This window comes from Deltaproteobacteria bacterium (genome assembly GCA_028818775.1).
In the GTDB taxonomy this organism is placed as follows: Bacteria; Desulfobacterota; Binatia; order UBA9968; family JAJDTQ01; genus JAJDTQ01.
Window position 1 is genome coordinate 1 of sequence record JAPPNE010000185.1, and the last position, 15,768, is coordinate 15,768.

Annotated in this window: 12 protein-coding genes; 4 read left to right on the forward strand and 8 right to left on the reverse strand. The window is 66.7% G+C overall.

Features of this window, described 5'->3' with window-relative positions:
- Nucleotides 1–238 precede the first annotated feature (238 nt).
- From OXU42_18975 to OXU42_18995, 5 genes are all read right to left on the reverse strand, one after another.
- Nucleotides 239–1,033: an alpha/beta hydrolase gene (locus OXU42_18975; protein MDE0031469.1), complete on the reverse strand. Its 795-nt coding sequence runs from the start codon at nt 1,031–1,033 to the stop codon at nt 239–241.
- A gap of 163 nt (nt 1,034–1,196) precedes the next feature.
- On the reverse strand, nt 1,197–2,711 hold the full coding sequence (locus tag OXU42_18980; GenBank protein MDE0031470.1) for an MDR family MFS transporter: 1,515 nt from the start codon (nt 2,709–2,711) through the stop codon (nt 1,197–1,199).
- Complete coding sequence (locus tag OXU42_18985) at nt 2,704–3,165, reverse strand: (2Fe-2S)-binding protein (GenBank protein MDE0031471.1); 462 nt, start codon at nt 3,163–3,165, stop codon at nt 2,704–2,706. The genes OXU42_18980 and OXU42_18985 overlap by 8 nt, the downstream gene beginning before the upstream one ends.
- Nucleotides 3,152–4,036, reverse strand: coding sequence for a xanthine dehydrogenase family protein subunit M (locus tag OXU42_18990; protein ID MDE0031472.1), 885 nt, complete (start codon nt 4,034–4,036; stop codon nt 3,152–3,154). Before OXU42_18990 ends, OXU42_18985 begins: the two co-directional genes overlap by 14 nt.
- 10 nt (nt 4,037–4,046) lie before the next feature.
- Complete coding sequence (locus OXU42_18995; protein MDE0031473.1) at nt 4,047–6,344, reverse strand: xanthine dehydrogenase family protein molybdopterin-binding subunit; 2,298 nt, start codon at nt 6,342–6,344, stop codon at nt 4,047–4,049.
- A gap of 260 nt (nt 6,345–6,604) precedes the next feature.
- Here OXU42_18995 and OXU42_19000 point away from each other — a divergent pair, with 260 nt between their 5' ends.
- Nucleotides 6,605–6,859 (forward strand): AbrB/MazE/SpoVT family DNA-binding domain-containing protein, encoded by a 255-nt coding sequence (locus tag OXU42_19000; protein ID MDE0031474.1) that lies wholly within the window; start codon nt 6,605–6,607, stop codon nt 6,857–6,859.
- Nucleotides 6,860–6,933: 74 nt separating this feature from the next.
- Here OXU42_19000 and OXU42_19005 read toward each other — a convergent pair whose 3' ends face one another.
- The 3 genes from OXU42_19005 to OXU42_19015 are packed head-to-tail and all read right to left on the reverse strand — an operon-like array spanning nt 6,934 to nt 10,858.
- Entirely contained in the window at nt 6,934–8,361 is a 1,428-nt protein-coding gene (locus OXU42_19005; protein MDE0031475.1) for a UbiD family decarboxylase, read from the reverse strand.
- A gap of 17 nt (nt 8,362–8,378) precedes the next feature.
- Nucleotides 8,379–9,848: an amidohydrolase family protein gene (locus OXU42_19010; protein ID MDE0031476.1), complete on the reverse strand. Its 1,470-nt coding sequence runs from the start codon at nt 9,846–9,848 to the stop codon at nt 8,379–8,381.
- 20 nt (nt 9,849–9,868) lie between these two features.
- Entirely contained in the window at nt 9,869–10,858 is a 990-nt protein-coding gene (locus tag OXU42_19015) for a hypothetical protein (GenBank protein ID MDE0031477.1), read from the reverse strand.
- Nucleotides 10,859–11,097: 239 nt separating this feature from the next.
- On the opposite strand from OXU42_19015, the gene OXU42_19020 reads away from it, so the two are divergent.
- From OXU42_19020 to OXU42_19030, 3 genes are all read left to right on the forward strand, one after another.
- Entirely contained in the window at nt 11,098–12,549 is a 1,452-nt protein-coding gene (locus OXU42_19020; GenBank protein ID MDE0031478.1) for an amidase, read from the forward strand.
- A gap of 2 nt (nt 12,550–12,551) precedes the next feature.
- A complete protein-coding gene (locus OXU42_19025) occupies nt 12,552–13,394 on the forward strand; it encodes an acyltransferase (GenBank protein ID MDE0031479.1) in 843 nt (280 codons plus the stop codon).
- A gap of 133 nt (nt 13,395–13,527) precedes the next feature.
- A complete protein-coding gene (locus tag OXU42_19030) occupies nt 13,528–15,630 on the forward strand; it encodes a hydantoinase/oxoprolinase family protein (GenBank protein MDE0031480.1) in 2,103 nt (700 codons plus the stop codon).
- The last annotated feature ends 138 nt before the right edge of the window (nt 15,631–15,768 follow it).

Below are 15,768 nucleotides of genomic sequence, written 5' to 3' on the forward strand. Positions count from 1 at the left end.
TTCTCGTCGATGTAGCGATGGTAGAGGTTGGCGGCGCGGACCGGGTCGTATTCGCGGTTGCTCACCGCCATGACGCCCGACCCCCATTCCACGGGCCAGTCCTCTTTCTGCCAAGGCTCTTCGGTAAAGTGGCCTATGAACATCGTGCCTTCTCCCTGTTCCCCTCACTTGTTGGGAGGGGAAATCGCAACGCCGGACGGCTGGTTGCCAGAAATCTTTCGGCTCGGGGCCGGCGGCCTCACCCCCCGAGAAAATCCAGAACGACCTTGGCGAACTCCTCCGGCTTCTCCATCTCGGGCATGTGCCCGCAGTCCTCGATGACCGAGGCTTGGGCGCCGGGTATGCATTCCTGGTAGCGCTCGCAACTGCTGATGGGGACGATGCCGTCCTGCCTGCCCCACACCAGGAGCGTCGGGGTGGCGACGCCCGGGAGGAGGTCCGGCAATGTGACGCTGTGCATGTAAGGCCGCCACAGGTAGCGGATGGCCGCCTCCCGGTTGGTCTCCACCTGCTCGGCCTCGTCCGGGTCCCAGTTCTTGCCGTAGTACTTCAGGTACGCTTCCGACTCGTGGTCGTGGAACGCCTGCTGGAACGCTTCCTTCCCGGAGTTGAGGAAATAGTCCCAGATCTCGCCCTCGCGCGGCTTGACGCCCGCCGCTCCCACGAGGACCATCTTCGAGAAGATGGCGCTGTTTACAGTGGCCATTTCGGCCGCGATCCAGCCCCCCATGGAGAATCCGATGACGTTGAGCGGGGTCGCGAGGCCGCTTTCCCGGACGAACCAGTTGACCCACGCGGACAGGTCCCGCACCGTCATCAACCAGTCGGGAAATGAGGAGGCGCCGAAACCGGGCAGGGAAGGGATGTACACGGAGTAACGCTCGGCCAGAAGCTCGTGCGCTCGAAGCCAGTCCGGCACACCCAGTTCGCTGTGGAGGATCAGCAACGGCTCTCCGGAGCCGCCCCGCCGCACCTGCACGGATGTGCCGGCGATGTCGAGAGTCTCTTCGATGAAGTCGGGCGTGGTGGTCACGGGTTCCTCCAGGGCGGGTTGTCGGTACGGTCTTCAGGCTGTGTGCAGCATAGTCAAGAGCGCCAGACAGGTCAACGTGGCTTGGTTCGTGTTCACGAGATGCCCGAGTTGCCGCTCATCATCCAGTCTGGCATTGATTCGCATGAGGATTACGCGGATCATCTTATGTCGAACTCTTACCTTGCAGAAAGCAGCTCAGCGCCAGGCCCGCCGCCGCCGCGCCTAGCCCCACCAGGAAAGCCCACCACAGCGCATTCACCAGGGCGCCGATGAGGGCGGGCATGAGGTCGGCGGGGATCAGCGCGCGGGTGGCGGGGTCGAGGAGGTTCTGCGGGTTCAGGAGCTTTTGAAGCACGGACTCCGAGACCGATGCTTTCAGGTCCGCGGCGATGACCGTGAAGGCGGCGTTCATGCGTTGGAGGAGGATGCTGCCCATGATGCTGATGATGAGGGCGCCGCCGATGGTGCGGAACAGCATGAGCGTGGAGGTGGCGACGCCCAGGTTCTGGAACGGCACCGCACTCTGGGCGGCGACCAGTGCCGTGACGTTGGTCATGCCCATGCCGGTGCCGGACGCGAATGTCGCGACGAGCATCACGGTCATGCCGCCGGCTTCTTCCAGCAGCATGAACGGGATGTAGCCGGACACCATCAGGGTCATGCCCGTTGCGCAGACCCTGCGGTACCCCCAGACGGGGGTGACGCGACCGGAGGTAAGGCTTCCCACTGTCCATCCCACGCTCAAGGGCAGGAGGGTCAACCCGGCCAGCGTGGCGCTGCCACCCAGGGCACCCTGGACGTACAGAGGCAGGAACCCGATGACCCCGAAGATGCCCATGGCCGCGAGCAGGCTCAGGTAAGTGGGCCGGCTGTACCCGGGCAAGCGGAACAAGGCCATGGGTAGGAGCGGGTCCCTGGCCTTGCCTTCGATGACGATGAAGAGCGCAAACAGCACCGCGACGCCTACCACCACCGAGACGGATTCTGCGGTGACCAGGTCCAGTTGGTTGGCTGCCACCAGAAGGCCGTAGAAGAGCAGCATCAGCGCTGACAAGAGGATCGCGGCGCCCGCCAGATCCAGTGACCGGCGTGCCCCGTCGGCGCGTTGCTCCCGGAACCCCGCGATGATGAGCCCGGCGGCCGTGACTCCGAGGGGCAGGTTGATCCAGAAAATCCAGCGCCAGTCCCAGTACTCGGCGATGAACCCGCCGCCGGCCGGGCCGAGCACCGAGGCGACGCCCCACACGCTGGCGATCAGGCCCTGCATCCGCGCGCGCTGCTCCACGGGGAAGACTACTCCCACGATGATGAACGCGAGCGCGTACACCGCGCCGCCGCCCATGCCTTGCACGGCGCGGAAGACGATGAGCTGCGTCATGGTCTGGGCCGCGCCGCAGGCCACCGACCCCAGCACGAAGGTGGCGATGGCCAGCAATATCAGGGTGCGCCGGCTGTAGAGGTCCGAGAGCTTGCCGAAGATGGGCGTCGCCAGCGCCGACGTGAGCATGTAGACGGAAAAGACCCAACTGTAGAGGTCGATGTCGCCGAGCTGGGACACCACCGTGGGCATGGCGCTGCTCACGATGGTGGCGTCGATGGCGAAGAGGAAGACCGCCAGCATGACGCCGGCGACGGCGACCCCGGCGGACGTGGGGATGGTGGTCTGCGTGCTACTCACCGCGCGCGTAGGCCAGGATGGCGTCGAAGATGGGCGTGTAGCCCGTGCAGCGGCAGAGATTGCCGTCCAACCCCTTCTTCACTTCTTCGAGCGTCGGCTGGGGATTGCGTTCCAGCAAGGCGTGGGCGGCCATGAGCATTCCCGGGCCGCAGTAGCCGCACTGCACGGCGCCGTGCTCGAGGAACAGACGCTGGAGCCGGTCGAGATCCATGCCGTGGCCGCACCCTTCGACGGTGGCGATTTCCTTGCCGGCGCAACGGGCGGCCAGCACGACGCAACTGTGGACGGCCATGCCGTCCATCCGCACGGTGCAGCAGCCGCAGTGGCTGGTCTCGCATCCGCGCTTGGCGCCGGTGAGGAACAGCCGTTCGCGCAGCACGTCCAGCAGGAGCGCCGTGTCCGGCGCTTCCACCCGGACCTCCTCGCCGTTGACCTTGAGATCAAGCAGCGCCATGGCGGTTCTCCTCGATCTGCTTTGCCGCCTGAAGCAGCGCCCGGCGCACGAAAACGGACACCATCTTCCGGCGGTAGTCGGCGCTGGCGTGCGGATCGCCGGGAGGGTCCACCTCGGCGGCGGCCATTTCGCCCGCGGCCCGGGCCGTTTCCGTGTCCAGCACCGCGCCCTTGAGGACGGCTTCGGCCTTCACGGCCCGGAGCGGGACCGGGGCCGCGCCCCCGATGCCGATCCGCGCTTCGGTTACGCCGCCGGTGTTTCTCCCGTCCGGCACGACCACTGCGGCGACTCCCACCATGGCCAGGTCCTCGGGGCTGATGGCGTGCTTCAGGTACACTCCGGAGGCTCCCTCGGGCGGATGCTCGATGTCGATGCGGCACAGGATCTCGTCCGGCTCCAGCGCGGTCTCGAAGTAGCCCGCGAAGAACTCGGCCAGGGGGAGTTCGCGGACGTCCCCGCGCCGCCTCAGCACGGCGCGGGCGTTCAGCGCCAGCAGCGCCGGAGGGAGGTCGGCGCCGGGTTCGTTGTGGCACACGTTGCCGCCGATGGTGCCGAGGTTGCGCACGGCCGTGGAGCTGACCTGCCGCGCCGCCGCCGGCAGCACGCCGACTTCCTCGCCCAGGACCGGCGAGGCGATCAACTGCCGGCACGTGTTCATGGCACCGATGGAGATGCCCGCGGAACTCACCTCGACGCCGTGCAGCGCCTCGATGGGTTCGAGGTCGATCAGCGCCCCGGGTCTCACCAGCCGGTTCCGCATCATCACCAGCAGCGACTGTCCGCCGGCGATGGGGAGCGCGTCGTCCGTGTATTCTTCCCGCGCCGCCAGCGCTTCGTCGAGGTCGGCGGGCCGGATCAGCCTGCATTCCATGATCGGCCTTTCACAGTCCGGTGTCCTTCCGTTGGCTCTCCACCGCGTCCAGCACCCGCTCGGGGAAGAGCGGCAGGTCTTTCAGCCTGACTCCCAGGGCTTGGTAGATGGCATTGCCGATGGCGGGGGCGATGCCCACGATGGCCAGCTCGCCGATCCCCTTGGCGCCGAACGGCCCCTCGGGCAGCGGCACTTCCACGGCGATGGGCTTGATCTCCGGGATCTCCTGGCTGGACGGGATCTTGTAGTCCATGAACGAGGGGTTGACGATCCGGCCCTGTTCGAACACGAGCCGTTCGTGCAGGGCGTAACCCAGTCCCATGACCACCCCGCCGACGATCTGGCCGTCGACGCTTATGGGGTTCAGGCTCTTGCCCACGTCGTGAGCGGAGGCGATGCGCCGGACCCGGACGATGCCCGTCTCCTCGTCGATCTCGGCCTCCACGGCCTGGGCGGCGTATTTCCAACCCGGCACGTACTCCTTCCGTTGGGTCTTGTGCGGCAGCGTCGGGTAGTCTCCCTTGCCGCCGTAGGTGCCCCGCCCCAGGATCGGCCGCTCGCTCGTGTGGGCCCGTTCCAACACGTCCCGGAACGTCAGCGAGAGCTCCGGATGGGCGGATGACACGACCCGCTGCTCCGCCACCGCGAGATCGCCTTGCGGGATCTCCACCATCCGTGAAGCCACCTCCAGGAGCTGGTTGCGCGCGTCCTCGGCGGCGAGCTTCACCGCCATGCCGGTGTAGAAGGTCACCCGGCTGGAGAAGGTGCCGCGGTCATAGGGGGTGGTAGCGGTGTCGGCGCTGGAAATGCCCACCGCCTCCATCGGGAGCCCCAGCACCTCGGCGGCGATCTGGCACATCACCACCGACATGCCTTGCCCGATCTCGGAAGCTCCCACCAGCACCTGTGCGCTGCCGTCCTCGTTGAACTGGACGTAGGCGGCGGAGATGCTGGAATGGGTGGTGGGCGACTTGGCGATGACCGCGAGGCCGCGGCCCACGTTGGCGGGCTTGGGCTCGCCCCAGCCGATCTCTTTCGCGACGCTTTCGAGGCACTCCTGGAGCCCGATGCTCTGCACCACGTCGTCGATGGAGTTGATGTCGCCTTCCTTGAGGATGTTCCTGAGCCGCAGCTCCAGCGGGTCCATGCCCAGGCGTTCGGCGATCATGTCCATCTGCGACTCGATGGCCCAGGCGCCCTCGGGCACGCCCAGACCGCGCAACTGGGTGCCGCGCATCTTGTTGGTGTAGACCAGGGTGGACGAGATCCGGAGGTCGTGAACCCGGTAGGGGCCGTTGCCGTCCTTCATGGCCCGGTTGCTGGGGGGCAAACCCTCGGCGTGCGCCCCCGTGTCCCAGAGAAAGTCGACGTCCCGGGCCACCAGCGTGCCGTCCTTCATGACGCCGGTCTTGACCGTCACCGTGGCCGGGGTGGAGCCGGCCGCGGCGGTGAACTCCTCGGCCCGGGTCATCACCATCTTCACGGGCCTGCGGCTGTGCATCGACAGCGCCACAGCCACGGGTTCCAGGCGCGGCTCGATCTTGCCGCCGAAGCCGCCGCCCACCTTGGTGCAGATGACCCGCATGCGGCTTTCGGGAATGCCGAACAGCCCGGCCAGCAGGGTCCGGAGTTGGAACACCTCCTGGCTGCAGGTCCACACCGTCACCTCGTTGCCGCGGACGGAGGCCAGCGAGGCGTGGGGCTCCATGTAGCAGTGATGGATCTGGCTGGCATGGAAGGTGTCCTCGAACACGTAGTCCGCCCGCGCCAGCGCCGCGTCCACGTCGCCGCGATGGTGGGAGGCCCGGTGGATGATGTTGGTCCCGTGAACGGGGTTCCACGACGCCAGGTACACCGAGCGGGCCGGCCCCAGCTCCTCGTGGACCAGGGGCGCGCCGTCGCGCGCCGCCTCCTCGGCGGTGAACGCCGCCGGCAACTCCTCGTAGTCCACGTCGATGAGGGAGAGCGCCTCCAGCGCCCGCTCCTCGTCGGGCGCCGCGGCCGCGGCCACGGGCTCGCCCGCGTAGCGGGCCTTCTCGACGGCGAAGATTTGCTCGTCCTCGATGGCGTAGCCGTAGCGCCGGTCGGGCACGTCGGCGGCCGTGATCACCGTCACGCCGGGGAGCGCCCGGGCCTTCTCCACGTCGATGGACCGGATTCTGGCGTGAGGCAGCGGGCTGCGCAGGATCTTGCCCCACAGCATCCCCGGCTGGGTCACGTCCGGGCCGTAGACGGCTTGCCCGGAGATCATCTCGGCCCCGTCCGGGCGCACCACCGAAGTGCCGATTACACGATAGTCGTCAGCCATGTTGCCTCGCTCTGTGGGCACCGTACAGCCCGTGCGGGCGGTGGTCAACCAGGGGTGGTATCACCACCCCGCACCGTACAATCGCACGCACCTGTAACGTACAATCACACGCATGCTCACCGTACAATCCTACGCACCTGCAACGTAGAATCCCACGCGGTGATGTTTGGCAAGTACACGACAAGTTGCTCTCCAGGGTTGACGGGTCCTCAGGTACGGTGAAATTACAGTGTAGCCAGTTTCCTGAAACGGGACCCCTGATGAAGACAGCGCTGATTCGGATCGGCAATTCTCGCGGTGTGCGAATCCCCAAGGCAATTTTGGAGGCATGCGGGCTCCAGGACGAGGTCGACCTGGAGGTTCGGGAGGATCATCTGGTCATTCGTGCGGCCGCCAAGCCCCGGACGAACTGGGAGGAGGCTTTTCGCCGAATGGGTGAGCGACGTGATGACGCCCTTCTCGACGAAGACTCGCTACCACCCACCAAGTGGGAGACCACGGAGTGGGAGTGGTAGTCGGCCGCTCAGCGACAAGGCCGCGCGGAACGTTGCGGCCGTGCTCAACGAAATGTTCGCCTACCAGGACCGCTTCAGATGTCGCAAAGCTCGGGCCAGCGCCTGCGGATGCGCTCCTTCAGTGCGGGGCTGGCCTCCGCCACCTTGGGGAACGTGCCCCGTTGGTTCCAGGGGCGGCAGGCGTCGATGAGCATCCTTTTGTTGAGGTTTCGGCGGTCGGCGGGGTAGGCCATGGGGTCCAGAGGGCTGCTCCAGCAATTGCGCATGACGTCGAGGTCGGTGTCCGGGTCCACGCGCGTGCACATGGCCCACAGAACGGCGTCGGCGTCGGTGGGGTCGATGTCGTCGTCGACGATGACGATCATCTTGTTGAGATAGGAGCCCGCGTAGGAGCCGGCGGCGGCCATGGCGGCCTGTTTCGAGTGGCCCTGGTACAACTGGGTGATGGCGATGGTGATGAACATCTGGCTGCCGCAGCCCTCGTGGTTCCACACCCCCTTGATGCCGGGCACGCCCGCCGCTTCCATCTGTTCCCAGATGGCCGAGCTGCTGAGAAAGCTGGAGATGTAGGTGTCCTCGCTGGGCGGCCTGCGCGGCACGGTGCCTAGGATGATGGGGTCGTTCCGGTACATCAGCGACGCCACCTCGATGACCGGCTGTTTCTCGCGGCCCCCGGCGTAGTAGCCGGTCCACTCTCCGAAGGGGCCTTCGAGCTCGAGACGCCCCGGGGGTATGTGGCCTTCGACGGCGATCTCGGCGGTCGCCGGAAGGGGAAGGTTCGTGACCGCGCCCCGGACGACGTCCACGGGCTCTCCCCGGATTCCGCCGGCCACGTCGTATTCGCAGACCCCGGAGGCCGCGTGCAATCCGGCCATCAAGTAGATCAAGGGATCGTGCCCGAAGGAGACGGCCACCGGGCAGGGTTCGTCCCGGCTCCAGTACTTCTCCATTATGAGCCGCCCCTGCTTGCCCCCGGTGATCATGATCCCCAGGGTGTTCCGGTCGTGGACGGCCACCCGGTAGCAGCCCACGTTGACCCAGTCCGAATCCGGGTCCTTCATGATCACCGCGCACCCCGTTCCCAGATAGCGCCCGCCGTCGTCCTCGTGCCAGGTGGGGGTAGGGAAGCGGAGCATGTCGACGTCCGTCCCGGTGGCGACGTTCTCCAGCAGCGGGCCGGTGTCCACCACCCGCGGCTCGATGCCGGGCAGGGCGCCGTGAAACCGGCGGCAGTGCTCCACCATCTCCCGAAGCGACAGGTCCCGCGGGATGCCCAGGGTCACGGCCACGCGCTCGGGCGCCGTGGTCACGTTGGACAGCACGCGAAAGCCCGGCGGGTAACTTGGTATGCGGTCGAAGAGCAGCGCCGGGCGTCCCACCTTCTCCATGTAGAGGTCGGTGAGGCCGCCGATGCCCTCTTCGCAATCGGCCCCGTCCACGCGGCGGAGTTGGCCCAGGCCGTCGATACGGTCGATCCAGTCACGCAGATCGTTTACCGGCATGCGCGTTCGCTCCGTGTTCAGTAGAGGAACCGGTTGCCCGGCGTGCGCGGGATGTAGCGGCCCTTGCCGGTGGCAACGATCCGGGACTTGGGCTCTCCCTCGGGCCATTCCGTCAACACTTCGCCCCGCAGGATCGTCATGACGGGCCAACCGGTCATCTCGCGTCCTTCGAGAATCGTCCATCCCGGACGGCTGTGGACCAGATCGTTGGTGACGGTGACCTTGCGCTTCAGGTCGACGATCACCACGTCGCCGTCGGAACCGACCTGCAGGGAGCCCTTGCGCGGGTAGAGCCCGAAAATCCTGGCGGGCGCCTCGCACATCATCTCCACCAGCCGTTGCAGCGTGATCCTCCCCTTGTTGATCCCTTCGTCGAGCATCAGCGGCAGCATCATCTCCACCCGCGACGGGAACCCGCTGGTGGTCTTCCACACGTCGCCCGGCACTTCCATCTCCGCGCGGGTTCCGTGCGAGACCACGTGGTCCGACCCCAGGGAGTCGATCTCTCCGTTCCTGCAGGCTTCCCACAGCAGTTCCATGGTCTCCGGGTACCTGAGCGGCACGTTGATCTTCCACGTGCCCGCGGGCAGGCAGAGATACACGGGGTTGCTCTGGGCATAGATCTCGACGCCCTCTTCCTTTGCTTGGCGGATGGCCAGCAACGACTCGCCGGTGGTCGTGTGCTGGACATACATGGGGCACTTCGCGATCTTGGCCAGGTAGGCGTACTGGCGGATGTGATGGGCCTCGACGAAGTCGGGCGAACGGTCCGTCCATGCCTCCATGTCCATGCGCCCCGCGTCCATCAGACGCTGGGAAAAGACCCGGACGATCTCGAAGTTCTCCGGGTGGAAGGAGACGATCCCCGGCGGCCCGATCTTGGCGACGCTTTCCAGGGTCTTGTACACCACCCCGTCGTCGAAGCCCGTGGCCAGACCCGAGCGGTAGACGTACCAGAGCTTGGCGGCGATGTGTGGATGCTTGGCGTGGCAATAGAACTTGTACGACGTAACGCCGTACTTCTCCGCGTACTCGACGATCTCCTCGGCTTGCTGGTCCGTCTCGAGCTGCGGCGTGAAGTAGAAATCCGTGATGCAGTTCTCCTCGCCGGTCTTGATGGCGATGTCCATGACATCGTGAAACGAAACCACGTCCTCCGGTCTCGTGTCCTGTACGAACGGCTTCTTCCCCATCCGTGGGCTCGGGTCCTGGATGCCCCAGGTGGTGACGCCCGCGGCGGCCGCGGCCGGGGATTCGGTCTCGAAGTCGATGTCGAGAGGGAACGAGTGGCCCGGATGGCCCTCGGGGTCCACGAGTCCCGGCAGCACGTGCTTCCCGGCGGCATCAATGACGCGGGCCGCGTCGATCTCGAGTCCCGGTTGGAGGATGGCCGCGACCTTCCCGTCGCTGATGGCCAGGTTCGCGGGACGGGTCCCTTCACGGAAGACGACGTTTCCGTTGGTAATCAGAAGATCCACACGTTCCATGGGCGACTCCTTTCACTGAATCACAGGCAGCCGAACTCCTTGTAGTAGCGTTCGGCCCCGGGGTGCAGCGGCACGACGCACCCGGTGCACAGATGTTGTGGCGTGATGGGGACTTCGATGTCCCTCAAATGGGGCGGCAGGTCCTTGTACGGGGCGGCTATGCGGTCCCTGCGCTCCATGCTCGTCCGTGCCAGAAGATAGGCGACCTCGTCGGGCAGATCGGCGCGGCAGAACAGCAGCCAGCCGCCGAAGCTCAAGGTCAGAAGGTCGCGGTCAATCCCCTTGAGGCGACCCGCGGGGATGATGGCCGGGTCGTAGCCGTAGGTCTGTTGCATGTGCGCAACGGCCCGCGGGTCCAGGGGCAGCGCGCGCATGGGCCTTGCCTCGGCCAACTCCTCCCAGGACTCGTCGTGGACGCCCTCCTGGAACACCGCGTTTCCCTCGCCGCGCTTGACCATGGGCACGCCGACGACGGCGGGCCCGGGGAACAGCACTTGGCCTCCCCAGGAATTGACGTCGTCGTAGCTGAAGCCGTACCACTTCATCACCTGCTCCACGGTCCACGTCAGCGTGTCCGGGCCCGTCGGCCCAACCCGCCCCGACACCAGGGTCATGGCCGGCTTGCGCGCCGCGATCTCCTCCATGGAGTGGATGCCGAGCTCTTCCGCCACGAGCCAGAAGATGTAGTCGGGTTCGGGGAACCGCGCGATGGCTCTCAACTCGCCGACGCTGGCCTGGAACAACCCCTTCCCCTCGGTGGCCATCCTCGCGTTCACCGGCGGGTTGGTGATGCCCACGTCCGCCAGCCCCGCACCCACGGTCTTGGGATTCTCCAGGGACCCGAGCCCGAACCGGCCCGTGAAGACGCCGACGCTCGAGATCAGTCCCGGCTCTTCGCGATAGCCGTTCAAGCCTTCGGCCAACTCGTCGGTGATGCGCCACCAGGGATGGGACGGCGAATGGGAGGCAATTTTCAGGATGTAACCGCCGCTGTCGTCTTTGTCCGGCATTCGCTCGTCACCTCCTCTGAATGGGATTCAGGGCAAACCGGCCCGCTTCCGGCCCCGGACAATAACACCGGCATTTTTCCGAGGTCAAATACGCCGTACGACGCCGTGTGCGGTCCGGAGGAACGGTCTTGCGTGCGCGACCACGTCTGCCCTATACAGGGCGAATGGACGATCCCAGGAAGTCGGGCCAGCGTTTGTATCCGGTGTGAAGGACGGTCGGGAGACGAAGGCGCGGTAAGATGGAAGAGCGGGACCTGGAAGCACTGACGATTTCGCGCTTGGCCGGGCGGATCGAGAGCGGGGAGGTATCTCCGGTCGACCTCACGAATCTCGTGTTCGAGCGGATCGAACGGCTGAACCCTGTCCTGAACGCCTACGTCACGCTGACGAAGGAGCAGGCGCTCGCCGATGCCGGCGCCGCGGCCAAGGAGATCCAGAACGGCCACTACCGCGGCCCGCTGCATGGAGTCCCGGTTTCCATCAAGGACAACATCGCCATCCAGGGCGTTCGCACCACCGCGGGGTCGAAGACGCTTTCCGACTGGAAGCCCGATTACGACGCCACGGTGGTGACCCGGCTCAGGGCCGCCGGCGCGGTGGTCCTCGGCAAGACCCACATGCACGAGTGGGCCAAGTCGAGCCACACCAACAACGTCTTCTACGGCCCCAGCCGCAATCCCTGGGACGTGACCCGCGCCACCGGCGGATCGAGCGGCGGCTCCGCCGCGGCGGTTGCGGCTAGTTTGGGCTTGGCGTCCATCGGCACCGACAGCGCCGGCTCGGTGCGGAATCCCGCGGGGCTCTGCGGCATTGCCGGCCTGAAGCCCACCCACGGCAGAGTGAGCATGTTCGGCGGGGTCCCCGGCACGGGGCCCGCCGCCATCAATCACTTCGGCGTGCTGGCCAAGACGGTGGAGGACTGTTCCCTGGTGCTGAACTGCATCGCCGGTGTGGACCCGCGGGATCCCGTCAGCGCCGACATGCCGGTGCCGGACTATTCCGGCAGCATCGGGAAGGACGTCAGCGGACTGAAGGTGGGACTTGTCCGGGACTACTTTGACGGCCTGATGTTCGACGAGGTCCGGCAGGTCTTCACGGAGGCCGTCGGTTCCCTCGGCTCCCTCGGACTCGCCACCGAGGAGGTCGAGGTCCCGCACATGGAGCTTCTGCCGGCGGTTCAGGCGTGCATCGCCCGGGTGGAGGACATGCCGGACCACGACCACTACCTGCGCACCCGGCCGCGGGACTACAGCCCTGGGATGCTCAGGAACCTGATCGGCTCGCTGCTGATTTCCGGCAGCGCGGTCAACACCTCGCACCGCGTGCGCCGGCTCGTCTACGAAGGGTTCGAAGGCGCTTTCGAGCGCGTCGACGTGATGGTGGTCCCCACCACGGCCTTTCCCGCCCCCACCATCGAGGAGCTGGACCGGGGCTCCGCCCGCATCGACGGGCGCGACGTCCGGCTCTCGGACCACCGCGGCAACCTGTTCACGCTGTGCACGATCCCGTTCAACCAGACCGGGCTTCCGGCCCTCAGCGTGTGCTGCGGCTTTTCCCCTTCGGGCCTGCCCATCGGCATGCAGATCGTCGGCAGGCCCTTCGACGAGGAGACGGTCCTGCGGGTCGGCCATGCCTACGAGCGGGCCGCGGGATGGTACAAGAAGACGCCGGACCTTCCGGCGGGGAGGTAACCATGCCGCGGGTGGCAGTCGCACAGTTCAGCGGGAACGTGGATTGGCGGGAGAACATCGCCGCGGTGCGTCGGCTGGCGCGGCGCGCCGCCGAGGCGGGCGCGGACATGGTCTGCTTTCACGAGGTCGCCAGCACCATCTACCCCGCGTTCACCAACGACCCGGAGTTCTTCCGGCTGGCCGAGTCCGAGGACGGTCCGTCGGTGACGGAGGCCCGGAACATCGCGCGGGAGGCGGGCCTGTCGGTGGTCTACCCGTTCTTCGAGCGGGAAGGGGACCACTACTACAACAGCGCGGTGGTGTTCGGCCGGGACGGAGAGCGGCTCACCAAGTACCGCAAGAACACGATCCCCAGCGGCCTGGGGCGGCTGGTGGGGACCAGCGGCAGCGAGGAGTATTACTTCGCGCCGGGGGACCTGGGCTTCCCGGTGGTGCAGACCGACCTGGGCGTCAAGCTCGGCCTCAACATCTGCTATGACCGCAACCTTCCGGAACCGGCCCGGTGCGCCGCGCTGAACGGCGCGGAGTTGTTGTGCGTGCCGGTGACCAGCACCCAGAGGGCGCGCTCGCGCTGGGAGATGCTGCTGTGCGCACGGGCGGTGGAGAACGTAATGTACGTGGCGGCGCCCAACCGGGTGGGCGTGGACCGGGGCGGGGCGCCGGAGTTCTATTTCGGCGAGAGCCTGATCATCAACCCGCGCGGCGAGATCGTCGCGCACGCCAGCGCCACCGAGGAAGACGTGGTGTGGGCGGACCTGGACCTCGACCTGCTGGAGAGCCAGCGCAAGAACTGGATCTTCTTCACGGACCGGAGACCCGACGAGTACGCGGCGATCAGGAGGTGAGCGGGCGGCCCGTGCGCGAGCCTGCCACCAACAGAGGTCCCGTTCGTCCTGAGCCCTTCGACAAGCTCAGGACAGGCGAAGTCGAAGGGCGCCATCACAACCAATCAGAGTTCCATACGTCATGGAGAACCATATGGAGTACAACCTCGGGGTAGATATCGGCGGCACGTTCACCGACTGCGTGGTGGTGGACGAGGCCGGCGAGCTGACGGTGGGCAAGTCGTTGTCCACGCCGGACAACTTCGCGCTGGGGGTTCTTAACGCGGTACGCAACGCCGCGGAGCACCTGGGCATGACCGGCGAGGAGGCGCTGCTGCACACCGCCAAGCTGTTCTTCCATGGCTGCACGGTGGGTGACAACACCTTGCTTACCCGCTCGGGGGCGAAGACCGGGCTCATAACCACAAAGGGCTTCGCCGACAGCATCTACATGATGCGCGGTCGCATGACCGAGGGGCTCACCGAGGCCGAGACCGCCCATTTCTACGCCTTGACCAAGCCGGACCCTCTGGTACCGCGCACGTTGATAGGGGAGGTGAAGGAGCGCGTCGACTACAAGGGCGCGGTGGTGGTGGAGCTGGACCTCGACGAGGCGGCGGCCGTGGTGGACCGGCTGGTGGCCGAGGGCGTGACCGCGGTGGCGGTCTCGCTCCTGTGGTCCATTGCCAACGACAGCCACGAAAGGGCCCTGGAGGAGTTGATCAGGAAGCGGCATCCCGACCTGTTCGTGAGCCTTTCCTCGGAGGTGGCGCCCTACCTCGGCGAGTACGAACGCACCATCACCACCATCTTCAATTCGTACATCGGTCCCACCATCTCGTCGTACCTGTCCAACCTGCGCGAATCCCTGTCGGCCAAGGGGCTGCACAACGCTCCGCTCATCATGCAGGCCTACGGCGGCGTGCTCGACAGCGACGCGTGCGTGCGCCGGGGTGTGGGCCTGGTGGAGTCCGGGCCGGCGGCAGGGGTGGTGGGGGGGCAGTACTTCTGCGACAAGATCGACGAGCCCAACATCCTGGTCACCGACATGGGCGGGACCACCTTCAAGGTGGGGCTGGTGCGGGACGGGCGCATCGAGAAGAACTACAGCCCGGTGATCCTGCGCCACGCCGTGCTGGCCACCAAGATCTGGGTGGAGTCCATCGGCGCGGGGGGCGGCAGCATCGGTTGGGTGGACGAGGAGAAGGGGCTCATGAAGGTGGGGCCCCAAGGCGCGGGCGCCAAGCCGGGGCCGGCGAGCTACGGTCTGGGCGGCACCGAGCCCACGGTCTCGGATGTCGACTTGGTGCTGGGGTACCTGAACCCCGACTATTTCCTGGGCGGACGCATGCGGCTGGACCGGGCGGCGGCGGAGCGGGCGATCCGGGAGAAGGTGGCGGAGCCCTTGGGTATGAACCTCACCGAGGCGGCCAGCGGGCTCTATCGCATTACCAACGCGCAGATGGCCGACCTGATCCGCCGGGCAACGGTGGAGCGCGGCCACGATCCCCGGAACTTCGTGCTGTTCGTGGAGGGCGGGGCCGGGCCGGTGCACTGCGGCCGGTACGCCGCCGAGTTGGGGATCCGGGAGGTGGTGGTGCCCATGACGTCGTCGGTCCATGGCGGCCTGGGCCTGTTGGCCTCGGACGTGGTGTTCGAGTACGGCAAGGCGGAGCGGCTGGTGTATCCGCCGGACCCCAAGGTCGTCAACGCCACCTTCGCGGGGCTCCTGGACAAGGCCCGCCTGGACCTCGAGAAGATGGGGTTCGCGGGCGAGGAGATCGCCGTCATCCGCAGCCTGGACATGCGCTACCGCTTCCAGTGCCACGAGCTCAACGCCGAGCTGCCACCGGGGACCGCCGAGCTGGGCATGGAGGACTTCCAGTGGCTCGACCAGGCCTTCGACGAGCTGTACGAGAAGTCCTACGGCCCGGGGTCGGGTTACCGGGAGGCGGGCAAGGAGATCATCACCTTCCGGCTGCGCGCGGTGGGCAAGATCCAGCACCCCAACATCAAGCGCTACCCCATGGGCACCGCGGACCCCGGCGACGCCCGCAAGGGGAAGCGTGACGCCTACTTCGAGCAGGAACGGGACTTCCTTCCCGCGGACATCTACGACTTCGAGCGGGTCAAGCCGGGGATGGAGATCCGGGGCGCGGCGATCATCGAGAGCCCGGTGACCACCATCGTCGTCGGCCCGGGCGACACCGCGGTGATGGACGAGTACCGCAACATCAGGATGCACGTGCAGGTCTGATCCGCGGAGCGCGGCCGTCGTGAGTCGCGCGACCGTGAACCAAGGAGCGTTCCATGGCCGAACCCAAGCTATCCGTCGATCCCGTCACCTTCGAGATCCTCTCGCACCGGCTCTACCAGATCACCCAGGAGATCGGCA